The following is a 10,955-nucleotide window of genomic DNA, read 5'->3' as shown; positions in this document are numbered from 1 at the left end:
GAGTACGATGTTATTATTTGGGAAAAACAGCAAGCGTGCAAAGATGATAGAAGATGCGGATGCAAAGTTCAATAAGTTCAAAGAAGAAATCAAAGATGTTCCATTGGAGAAGAATGATTATCTGGCAATGGTACTTGGCGCTTTTTGGGCATTGTGGCCGGTACTTGCAGTCGTTGTAGGTATTATCGCATTTGTACTGTTCTTTTTCTTCCGATAAAATCAAAACAAGATTGTATATTTGAGCGTGTGTAAGGCAGAAAATGCTGTCTTGATGGAGCAGATCCAGCACGCTCTTTTATAAAAGCTAAAATTTGCAGCAGAACATGTTGTAAAAGCAGCTCCTGTTTTTGACAGGAGGAAAATAAAAATCCAGAAAGGGGTAAAAGTGATGAAGTTCAGTGAATTTATTTACAAAAGAATTGATCTTGAGGAGACAAAAAAGAAGATTCAGGAGATCACAGAGAAATTGAAACATGCACAGTCTGGGAAGAACAGGTGCAGGCAGTCTATGAGATGAATGATGTCAAGAAAGAAATCGCTACTGCAGACTCCCTCGTGTATATTCGTTATACGATTAATACAAAAGATGAATTTTACGCAAAGGAAAGAGAATACAATGATCATATCGGACCAATGTTGGAAGAGGAGATGCAGAAGTATAATAAAGTATTGTTAGCATCTCCGTTCAGAAAAGAACTGGAAGAAAAGCTGGGGAAAGTGTTATTTATCAATCTAGAGCTTTCTATGAAAGGATTTTCTCCGGAGATTACTGAATTGTTACAGGAAGAAAGTACACTGCAGACACAGTACCAGTCACTGCTTGCAAGTGCACAGATTGAGTTCGACGGAGAAAAATGCAATCTGTCTCAGTTAGGACCTTATATGCAGAGTCAGGACAGAGAAGTAAGAAAAGCAGCGTATGAGGCTACGGGAAAATTCTTTGATGAACATCAAGGAGAGCTGGATGAGATCTTTGACAAGCTTGTCAAGAACCGTACCGAGCAGGCACACCGTCTTGGTATGAAAAATTTCGTAGAACTTGGCTATGTCCGTCGCCAGAGAAACTGCTATGCGCCGGAGGCAATTGCAGATTTCCGTCAGCAGGTCGTAAGAGATCTTGTCCCGATCGTATGTGAGATCAAGAAAAACCAGGCAGAAAGAATTGGAGTAGAGGATCTGAAAATCTACGATGACAGCCTGCAGTTCCCGGATGGAAATGCGATTCCGCAGGGAACTTATGATGAGATCATGGAAGCCGGAAGAAAGATGTATACAGAGATGTCGCCGGAGACAGCGGATTTTATCAAAATGATGTTTGACAGAGAATTATTTGATGTTGTTGCAAAACCAGGAAAGGCTACCGGTGGATACTGTGCAGATATTCCGGGATATGGATGCCCATTTATCTTTTCAAACTTCAACGGAACAGCCGGAGATGTCGATGTATTGACACATGAAGCAGGCCATGCATTTGCAGAATATATGGCAGAGAAAAATATCGAGCTGATCGATATGCATCTCCCGTCGATGGAAGCGGCAGAGACACACTCCATGTCGATGGAATTCTTTGCGACACCATGGTATGAATTATTCTTTAAACATCAGACAAAGAAATACGAAGTGTCTCATTTAGAGGGAACTTTAAACTTCATTCCATATGGATGTCTTGTCGACCATTTCCAGCAGGTTGTATATGAACATCCGGAAATGACACCAGCGGAGAGAAACGAAGCATGGCTCAAATTAGAAAAGATGTATCGTCCATATCTTGATCTGGAAGGAATGCCATTCTATGGAAGAGGTGCAGGATGGCAAAGACAGAACCATATTTATCTGACACCATTCTATTATATTGATTACTGCCTTGCACAGACCGTTGCATTACAGTTCTGGCTTGAGATTGAAAAGGACTGGAAACAGGCGTGGGAAAAATATAAAATGTTTGTACAGCGCGGCGGAACAGATACATTCCTCGGGCTGGTAGCAGGTGTGGGACTTGCCTCTCCGGTAGAAGACGGATGTATCCGAGAGATTGCAGGACATGCAAGCGAATGGCTGAAGGAACACAAGCTGTAGAAAACGCGTGAAGAAAAACGCATAAAAACAGAGCGGAAAACAAAAAGACTCATAACAGACAATAAAAAATCGTAATAAAACTGTCATGGCAGGTATCTGATTGTTGAAAGAAAGGACACAACAGTCGGAGAAAGTACATGACAGTTTTCTTTTTTGCCGGGAGTCAGGAGGAATACTGACGCTTTGTAAGTGGTTTTTGAAAAATATTATGGCATTTTGTCAAGTGTGGGGAGAACATATTTTTGAGGTGAAGAAAGTCAGATTTGTTTTGCTTTTTGAAATGGCTTGATGGTTTGATTGCTGTGATTTGGGGATGTGAAAAAAGGGAGAGTGTGATATAGTAATAACAAGTATGATCACGAGAAGGAAAGGAAGGATCCAATGATGGAAAAGCATGAAAGATTACAACAGCAGATTGCATTTTTGATGGAGATAGACAAAGTAAAAAATATATTCCGGCAGACCTATCTTGCCGATGGTGAGAGAAAAGAAAATGATGCTGAACACTCCTGGCACATTGCGCTGATGGCAGTACTTTTGCAGGAGCATGCAGAGGAAGAGGTGGATCTTTTGAAAGTTATGACGATGGTACTGATCCATGATCTCGTAGAAATTGACGCAGGAGATACTTATGCATATGACAGCGCTGGAGCCGCAACAAAGAGAGCGCGTGAAGAAAAGGCGGCAGATCGGATCTTCGGAATCCTACCGGCAGATCAGGGCGCTTATTTTCGGGAACTCTGGGAAGAATTTGAGGCATACGAGACGGGCGATGCAAAGTATGCACACCTTCTTGACAATTTTCAGCCACTTCTTTTAAATCACGCATCTGGTGGAAAAAGCTGGGCAGAACATGGGGTGAAACGGTCACAGATCTACAAACGGAATGAAAAAATGGAAGAGACATCAAAAACAGTGTGGGAATGCGTGAAAGCAATTGTAGAAGAAAACATTGAAAAAGGGAATGTAAAGGCTGAATAGAGATTGCAGAAAGCAGAATGGACATGTTATAATTTTTTCATAGAATTCCTCTGCATAATGGAGGAAAACCGATGAAGAAACAATTAAAAGAACTTACGATCAAAGATAACTTTATGTTTGGCGCAGTGATGACGATGCCAGAAAACTGCAAAGATTTTTTGGAGATGGTCCTTCAGACGAAACTCTCAGAGGTGGTTGTCAGTAAGGAAAAGAGTATGATCTACCACCCAGAGTATAAGGGAATCCGTCTGGATGTCTATGCAAATGATGAAGAACGAACCCACTATAATGTGGAAATGCAGGTTTCCAAAAAGCCGGCACTTGGGAGAAGAAGCAGATATTATCAAAGTCAGATTGATATGGAGCTGCTGGTATCTGGGGAAGAGTATGAAGAACTTCCGGATACTTATGTTATTTTTCTATGTGACTTTGACCCGTTTGGGCAGAAGAAATATCGATACACATTTTCAAGTGAGTGCAAAGAATGTAAAGAAAGCAAACTGCAGGAGAGCGAACAAAATTTTCACGATGACTATGTAGAAAAACTGCAGAGAACAATTCGAGAAATCAAGAGAGACCGGGAGATGGAGGAGCGTTTTATGATTTTGGAAGAGATGCTGAAAGACGAAAGAAAAGAAGGGAGAATTGAGGGAAGAGAAGAAGGAAGAGCGGAAGGTGCAAGACTTTCGCTGTGTACGATTTTGGAGTGCAAAGGCAGGATTCCTGATATGTTCCGAAAACAGATTGAGACAGAGCAAAATCTGGAAGTATTGAGAAACTGGCTGGTGCTTGCGGCAAAGTCAGATACTATGGAAGCATTTCTCGCAGAAGCAGAGTCTGTAAAAGGTAGGCAATGCGGTCAGAAAGAGTAAAATCTAAAGCATATCTAATGCATTTCACAAGATAAAAATCAAAAAATCCTGATACTGTTTTTCAAACAAGAAAAGAAAGTCAGTATCAGGATTGTCCATATTCAGTCTGCCGGTTCAGGCAGGAAATTTCAAAAAAAGCAGAGGAATTCTAGAAAAGTGAGAAGAAAAAGACAAGGGAATATTTTATGAAATTTTTAAAGGTCTAAAATTTGGCAAGATATTATGAAGAGGAAAACAAGTTTTTGTGGCGAATTGACTTCCGGAACAGAATCTTTTATAATAAAGGAGCAATAGGCAGAACTTATATATGTTCAAGATTGGTTGGACGTTTCTACAAACTACCGGAATAGTTGACTATAAGTGGGGAGATGCAAGGAGGCAGTGTACTTTTTGTATCGCCCCATTTTCTGCGTAAAAAGATAGGAGTTGTCGGAATGGAGTGACAGACTTCGGGCAACAATGTTTGGGAAAGTGAGGAAGAAACAAAATGAAGACCGATTTTATTTTAAAAGGGAATATTTGTTATAGTGAGACGATGGACAGACTGCGGGTAGCCGAGCAACAGTATGTTATTTGTGTAGATGGAAAGAGTGCGGGGGTATTTTCGGAAATCCCTGAGAAATATCAGGGGCTTCCGGTGAAGGATTGTGGGGATGCCCTGATTGTTCCGGGGATGGTGGATCTTCATGCGCATGCGCCGCAGTATGCATTTCGAGGACTTGGTATGGATCTGGAATTGTTAGAGTGGCTTAATACACATACGTTTCCTGAGGAAGCAAAGTATTCCAATGAAGTGTATGCAAAACGGGCATATACGATGTATGTGGAAGAACTGAAGAAAAGTGATGTAACAAGAGCGGTCATTTTTGCGACAATGCATGTGGAAGGAACTAAGATTCTGATGGAACTTCTGGAAAAATCCGGGTTGTCGGCCTATGTGGGAAAGGTGAATATGGATCGAAACGGAGGGAAGGATCTGGAAGAAAAAAGTGCAGAAAAATCGCTGGAAGAAACGAAAAGATGGCTTGCAGAGACGGACGGACGTTTCCGACATGTCAGACCGATTTTGACACCTCGGTTTATCCCTTCCTGCACAGATGAGCTGATGCGAGGGCTGGCAGAGCTACAGAGAGAAAAAAAACTGCCGGTACAGTCTCACTTATCTGAAAATCCAGGTGAGATCGCGTGGGTGAAAGAGCTTTGTCCGAATGTGTTAAATTACAGCGAGGCATATGAACAGTTTGGACTATTTGGCGGGGACTGCCCTACTATTATGGCACACTGTATCTGGATGGAAGAAGATGAGATTGAAAAAATGAAGAACAATCAGGTATATGTGGCGCACTGTCCGCAGTCCAATATGAATCTTTCTTCAGGGATTGCACCAGTGAGAAGATTTTTATCAGAGGGAATCCCGACCGGGCTTGGAAGTGATATGGCAGCAGGATACAGTACGTCGATCTTCCGGGCGATGGCAGATGCGATCCAATGTTCTAAAATGCGCTGGAGACTTGTGGATGATACACAGAAGCCGCTGACTGTGGAGGAGGCATTCTATCTTGGAACAAAAGGCGGCGGGGCGTTTTTTGGAAAGGTTGGAAGTTTTGAAGAAGGATACGAGTTTGATGCACTGATTTTAGACGACAGTAACATTGCACATCCGCAGGAACTGACCGTGCGGGACCGCCTGGAGCGCATGATCTATCTGTCTGATGACCGACATATTACAGAAAAGTATGTTTCCGGACGAAAGGTCAAATAGCATTTTCGGGGCAATATAGACTATAAGAATACCGGTAAGAAAAGAAAGGGGGATAAAAAATATGGAGCAGGAATATCAAAAACTGGAACAAAACCTGATTGACTTGATCAAAGAGGAGCAGATGAAGCTTGGGTATCAGAAGGAGACGATTCGTCTGTATTATCCGGCGGATTCCTTACTTCGGTTGTTGGGAAAAGAGCTTTCTATAGAAAAACTGCAGCAGGAGCTGGAATGGTTTGGAGGGCATACAGAACATTTGGGAAATGTTACAGTATCTCACAAAAAAGACCGTTTCTGTCTCTGTGTTCCGCCAGAAGGGGCAGTCTATGTACATGAGCAGGTGCCGGACAATCCATTTTTAAAGGAGTGGATCACAGCAGTGTCTGTACATGGATGTACTTTGGAAAAATTGTTGGAAATCTGTGAAAGGTATTCCAATCATACCGTTGTGGAGCAGATCAAGGACAGTGAATTCGATGTGCTGATCTATTTTGCAGATCAGAAACCGGATGCATATTATTATTGTGTCAAATTTGAAGGAAGTCATGTGATCTATCACCGGTTTATGAAAGAGGACTATGAAGAGATGGGATTTTAGTGAAAAATGAGGTCGATTTAACGCATCGACCTCATTTGCTGAACAAGTTCCAGATCTTCTTTTGTCACTTTCAAATTGGAGGCAAACTCTTTCCCGTCAGGTGTGCGGATCTGGATTTCCATTACGGTTCCTTCGCAAAGTCCATTCTGATAGACGGCATTCATAAATTTCGGAAATTTTGGATGTCTGGAGGTGAAGCCGTTCCAAAGATTTCTAATCTGTAGTAATTGCATTGGATTCATAGATCGTTCTCCTTAAAAACATTGATTATTTTCGCCTTGTATCATATCATAATGATAGAAAATGTAAAGAGCCTGGAAGGGAGAAATTGATTTTGTACAAAAAAGAAGAAGCATTACATATCTTAAAGCACTATTTCGGATACGATTCCTTTCGTGAGGGGCAGGAATTTCTGATCGAACAGATGATGAACGGCCGGGATGTATTTGGAATTATGCCAACCGGGGCAGGGAAATCACTCTGCTATCAGATTCCGGCACTTCTGATGCCGGGAATCACATTAGTCATTTCACCACTCATTTCTCTGATGAAAGATCAAGTCGCCGCATTGAATCAGGCAGGTGTTCACGCAGCTTTTTTGAATAGTTCCCTGACGCAGGGACAGTATCTGACTGCACTTCGTTATGCGAAAGAAGGGCGGTATAAGATTATCTATGTGGCACCGGAACGGCTTCTGACAGAGAGTTTTCTGGGATTTGCAAGAGAGGCAGAGATTTCGATGGTGAGTGTGGATGAGGCGCACTGCGTATCGCAGTGGGGACAGGATTTTAGACCGAGTTATTTGAAGATTGCGGAATTTTTCAACTATCTTGGCACACGACCGGTTCTGAGTGCCTTTACGGCGACGGCGACAGCGGAAGTAAAAGAAGATATTATCGCACTGCTGAACCTGCGGGATCCCGCAATGATCACGACTGGATTTGACCGGGTAAATCTTAGATTCTGTGTAGAGCATCCAAGAGATAAGTTTGCGGCAGTGACAGCTTATCTGAGAGAGCATGAAGGAGAATGCGGCATCATTTACTGTCTGACAAGGAAGGTTGTCGAGGAAGTATGTGAGAAGTTAATCAAAGAAGGGTTAGAAGTGACACGGTATCACGCAGGACTTGGTGACGAGGAGCGGAGACGAAACCAGGAGGACTTTATTTATGACCGGAAGCAGATCATGGTGGCGACCAATGCATTTGGGATGGGGATTGATAAGTCGAATGTCCGTTTTGTAATCCATTATAATATGCCGAAAAACATGGAAAGCTACTATCAGGAGGCGGGTAGAGCCGGAAGAGATGGGATGTCATCCGAATGTATTTTGCTCTATTCCGGACAGGATGTGATCACAAATCAGTTTTTTATCGAGCAGGCAGGGGAGCAGTCAGAATTTGATCCGGAGACGGCAGAACTGATCCGGGAACGGGAGCGGGACCGGCTTCAGAAGATGACCTATTACTGTTTTACAAACGAGTGTCTTCGGGAGTATATGCTGCGTTATTTCGGAGAATATGGGGCAAATTACTGTGGGAATTGTTCAAACTGTCTGACCCAGTTTGAGGAAATCAATGTGACCGCTCCGGCAAAGGCGATGGTAAGCTGTGTGCGGACAAGTGGACAGCGGTATGGGATCAATGTGATCATAGAAACCGTTCATGGAGGAAAGTCCGCAAAGATTTTAAAATATCACATGGATGAAAATGAAACATACGGAACAATGGAAGCAATTCCGGTCTTTCGTCTGCGGCAGATCATGAATCATTTGATTTTAAACGAATATCTGTTGCTGACAAAAGAAGAGTATCCGGTACTTCATCTGACTGAAAAATCCAGACAACTTTTGGAAGAAAATGAACAAGTCTTTATGAAAGCGGCAAAAGAGCGCAAGGTAGAAAAGAAAGAAAAAAAGATGCGCAAGTCCTCCGAATTTACAGGCGAAGCAGATCCGTCACTGTTTGCACAGCTTCGGGAATTGCGTCTTGCGATCGCAAAAGAAGAGAGGGTTCCGCCGTATATTGTATTTTCCGATAAAACGCTGGCACATATGTGTATACTTCATCCGAAGACAAAAGAAGAAATGCTTCAGGTGACCGGTGTCGGAGAAAAGAAATATGAGAAATATGGCGAGCGGTTCCTTGCACTTCTGGCAGCACTGGAAAAAGGGAATGAAAAATAGTAGGAAGGAGAAAAAGATGATGACGGCTGAAGAAGTCAGAAAAAGAATCGAGGAATTATCAGAACCTTCCTATCAGCAGTTTTCTGCCCGGTTGATCCCGAATGTAAAAGCAGAGAGGATTCGCGGCGTAAGACTTCCGCATCTCAGGAAACTTGCAAAAGAGATCGTAAAGGGAGACTGGAGAGCGTATTTGGAAGAGAAATCTGAAGTGGAGAAGACATTCGAGGAGACGATGCTTCGGGGACTTGTGATCGGATATGCGAAGATGGAGTGGAAAGAACGGCATAGATGGATTTGTGATTTTCTTCCACAGATTGATAACTGGTCGGTCTGTGACAGCTTTTGCAGCACCTTAAAACCTGCAAAGGATGAGAAAGAAGAGATGTGGACATTTGTAAAGCAGTGCATGCAGTCAGATCAGGTTTACACAGTCAGATTCGGCGTGGTCATGGGGCTAGATTATTTTGGAGAAGAAATCTATCTGTGGGAAGCATTTCGATATTTTGATGAGATCACACTGGAAGATTACTATGTGAAAATGGCAGTGGCATGGGCAGTATCGGTTTATTATGTGCAGCATCCGAAACTGACGATGCAGTATCTTATGAAAAATAAGCTGGATGATTTTACCTACAACAAAGCATTGCAGAAAATCACAGAATCACTCCGGGTGGGGAAAGAAGAAAAGGAAAAGATCAGAAGTATGAAGAGGAAGTAAAAGGCTTTCGCATTATCCGTTGACACTCTTTCTGAAACAACTTATAATTTACTTACAACAAGGGCGAGAAGCAATTTTTCTATTGTGGGAAGTGATGAGAAATTCAGATGACAGTAGGAGATACTTCAATGACTTGCAGGGAAGGAAGGGGTAGTATGTTTATCGCAAAGAGCAATGAAGAGAAACGTAGTATGGCATGGAGGATTGTCATATCCACGGCGAGTGTACTAATTATTTTGATCGGGGCATTTTTCTTGTTTAAGATGTTTACCGGGAATCCGCTGGAAGGGACATGGAAAAGCACCGAGCAGCAGCTTGTGCTGACGATCAAGGGAAATGGAACACTTCTGGTTGACTGGGAAGAAATTTTCGAAGACGAGAAGATGACGATCGGCATGGAGTACCTTTTGGATAAGGATAGCAAGACGGTGACATTTAAGGCAGATGAGGAAGCTCTTCTGGAAGCAGAAGAAAAATCGGAAGGAAAATATACTGCCGATATGCTGGAAACAGCATTGAGTGAGATCACAGCCACATACGATTACAGTGTACAGAACAATCAGCTGACACTTACCGAGCGGGAGTACGGAGATCAGTTGGTTTTTGATAAAAAATAGTGCAGAAGAACATGCCCTCTAAGAGAATGCAGCAATTTTCATAGAGGGTTTTCAAATGGGACGGAAAGGAGTAACGACCATGACAAGAGAAGATACAAAAGTGATTCAGATTGGAACCGTAAAGATCGGAGGAGGCAATCCGGTTGCGATCCAATCGATGACAAATACAAAGACAGAAGATGTGGAAGCGACTGTGCAGCAAATCCTTGCATTAGAGGCGGCAGGATGTCAGATCATCCGCTGTGCAGTGCCGACGATGGAGGCGGCAGAGGCAATCCGGGAGATTAAGAAGCGGATCCACATCCCGCTTGTGGCGGATATTCATTTTGATTACCGACTTGCAATCGCTGCGATCGAAAACGGTGCGGATAAAATCCGGATCAACCCGGGGAATATCGGTGACAGAAGCAGAGTGCAGGCGGTTGTCGATAAGGCAAAGGAATACAATATCCCAATTCGCGTTGGAGTGAACAGTGGCTCTTTGGAGAAACCGCTTTTAGAAAAATATGGCGGTGTGACTGCGGAAGGAATCGTGGAAAGTGCAATGGACAAAGTGCGCTTGATCGAGGAGATGGGATATGATAATCTTGTTGTCAGTATTAAATCTTCAGATGTCTTGATGTGTGTGAAAGCACATGAGCTGATCGCAAAGCAGTGTCCGTATCCGCTGCACGTTGGTATCACAGAGTCCGGAACGGTATTGTCGGGCAATATTAAGTCTTCGGTCGGGCTTGGAATCATTTTATATCAGGGGATCGGAGATACGATCCGTGTGTCGCTGACCGGAGATCCGCTGGAAGAAATCAAGTCTGCAAAATTAATCTTAAAGACACTGGGACTTCGAAAAGGCGGTATTGAAGTTGTATCTTGTCCAACTTGCGGAAGAACGAAGATTGACTTGATCGGACTTGCGAATCAGGTGGAAAATATGGTGGCAGATATTCCGCTTGATATTAAGGTGGCTGTGATGGGCTGTGTAGTAAACGGTCCGGGAGAAGCGAAAGAAGCAGATATCGGAATCGCAGGAGGAATCGGGGAAGGACTTCTGATCAAAAAGGGTGAAATTATCAAAAAGGTCAAAGAAGAGCAGCTCTTGTCTGTATTAAGAGAAGAACTTTTGAATTGGAACGAATAGAAGGATGGCAG

At 43.0% G+C, this 10,955-nt stretch carries 12 protein-coding genes and 1 riboswitch; of the genes, 11 read left to right on the top strand and 1 reads right to left on the bottom strand.

The genetic code is table 11. From position 1 onward, the window contains the following. The first annotated feature begins 7 nt into the window (after window positions 1-7). The 7 genes from ACGG81_RS10015 (at window position 8) to ACGG81_RS09985 (ending at window position 6,289) form a co-directional block, all read left to right on the top strand. On the top strand, window positions 8-217 hold the full coding sequence (locus ACGG81_RS10015) for a hypothetical protein (protein ID WP_008974916.1): 210 nt from the start codon (window positions 8-10) through the stop codon (window positions 215-217). Between the two features lie 171 nt (window positions 218-388). After that, window positions 389-517: a hypothetical protein gene (locus tag ACGG81_RS10010; RefSeq protein ID WP_390108132.1), complete on the top strand. Its 129-nt coding sequence runs from the start codon at window positions 389-391 to the stop codon at window positions 515-517. Further along, window positions 496-2,076 (top strand): M3 family oligoendopeptidase, encoded by a 1,581-nt coding sequence (locus ACGG81_RS10005; protein WP_390108129.1) that lies wholly within the window; start codon window positions 496-498, stop codon window positions 2,074-2,076. Before ACGG81_RS10010 ends, ACGG81_RS10005 begins: the two co-directional genes overlap by 22 nt. Window positions 2,077-2,457: 381 nt before the next feature. Continuing rightward, on the top strand, window positions 2,458-3,057 hold the full coding sequence (locus ACGG81_RS10000) for an HD domain-containing protein (RefSeq protein ID WP_035102395.1): 600 nt from the start codon (window positions 2,458-2,460) through the stop codon (window positions 3,055-3,057). Between the two features lie 71 nt (window positions 3,058-3,128). Then, window positions 3,129-3,929, top strand: a complete 801-nt coding sequence (locus ACGG81_RS09995) for an Rpn family recombination-promoting nuclease/putative transposase (RefSeq protein WP_390108126.1) — start codon at window positions 3,129-3,131, stop codon at window positions 3,927-3,929. A 281-nt stretch (window positions 3,930-4,210) separates the two neighbouring features. Further along, window positions 4,211-4,306: riboswitch (purine riboswitch) on the top strand. Window positions 4,307-4,416: 110 nt separating this feature from the next. Beyond that, complete coding sequence (locus ACGG81_RS09990; RefSeq protein ID WP_009262382.1) at window positions 4,417-5,691, top strand: amidohydrolase family protein; 1,275 nt, start codon at window positions 4,417-4,419, stop codon at window positions 5,689-5,691. 61 nt (window positions 5,692-5,752) lie between these two features. Continuing rightward, window positions 5,753-6,289 carry a DUF3877 family protein gene (locus ACGG81_RS09985; protein WP_117576590.1) on the top strand — a complete coding sequence of 179 codons (537 nt, stop codon included), beginning with the start codon at window positions 5,753-5,755 and terminating at the stop codon, window positions 6,287-6,289. 17 nt (window positions 6,290-6,306) lie between these two features. Here ACGG81_RS09985 and ACGG81_RS09980 read toward each other — a convergent pair whose 3' ends face one another. After that, on the bottom strand, window positions 6,307-6,531 hold the full coding sequence (locus tag ACGG81_RS09980; RefSeq protein ID WP_009262380.1) for a hypothetical protein: 225 nt from the start codon (window positions 6,529-6,531) through the stop codon (window positions 6,307-6,309). 92 nt (window positions 6,532-6,623) lie between these two features. Between ACGG81_RS09980 and recQ the strand changes: the two genes are divergently transcribed. The 4 genes from recQ to ispG all read left to right on the top strand — a co-directional run bounded on the left by recQ (window position 6,624) and on the right by ispG (window position 10,944). Then, window positions 6,624-8,474, top strand: a complete 1,851-nt coding sequence (gene recQ / locus ACGG81_RS09975) for a DNA helicase RecQ (RefSeq protein WP_390108122.1) — start codon at window positions 6,624-6,626, stop codon at window positions 8,472-8,474. Between the two features lie 16 nt (window positions 8,475-8,490). Then, complete coding sequence (locus ACGG81_RS09970) at window positions 8,491-9,192, top strand: DNA alkylation repair protein (protein ID WP_117576650.1); 702 nt, start codon at window positions 8,491-8,493, stop codon at window positions 9,190-9,192. 155 nt (window positions 9,193-9,347) lie between these two features. After that, complete coding sequence (locus ACGG81_RS09965; RefSeq protein WP_008974925.1) at window positions 9,348-9,809, top strand: hypothetical protein; 462 nt, start codon at window positions 9,348-9,350, stop codon at window positions 9,807-9,809. Window positions 9,810-9,888: 79 nt separating this feature from the next. Next, a complete protein-coding gene (gene ispG, locus ACGG81_RS09960; protein ID WP_008974926.1) occupies window positions 9,889-10,944 on the top strand; it encodes a flavodoxin-dependent (E)-4-hydroxy-3-methylbut-2-enyl-diphosphate synthase in 1,056 nt (351 codons plus the stop codon). Window positions 10,945-10,955: the final 11 nt, after the last annotated feature.

The organism is Faecalimonas umbilicata, from assembly GCF_042846195.1.
Classification (GTDB): Bacteria; Bacillota; Clostridia; order Lachnospirales; family Lachnospiraceae; genus Faecalimonas; species Faecalimonas umbilicata.
Note: the sequence above shows the minus strand (reverse complement) of the source record. Positions and strands in the feature narration are given on the sequence as shown.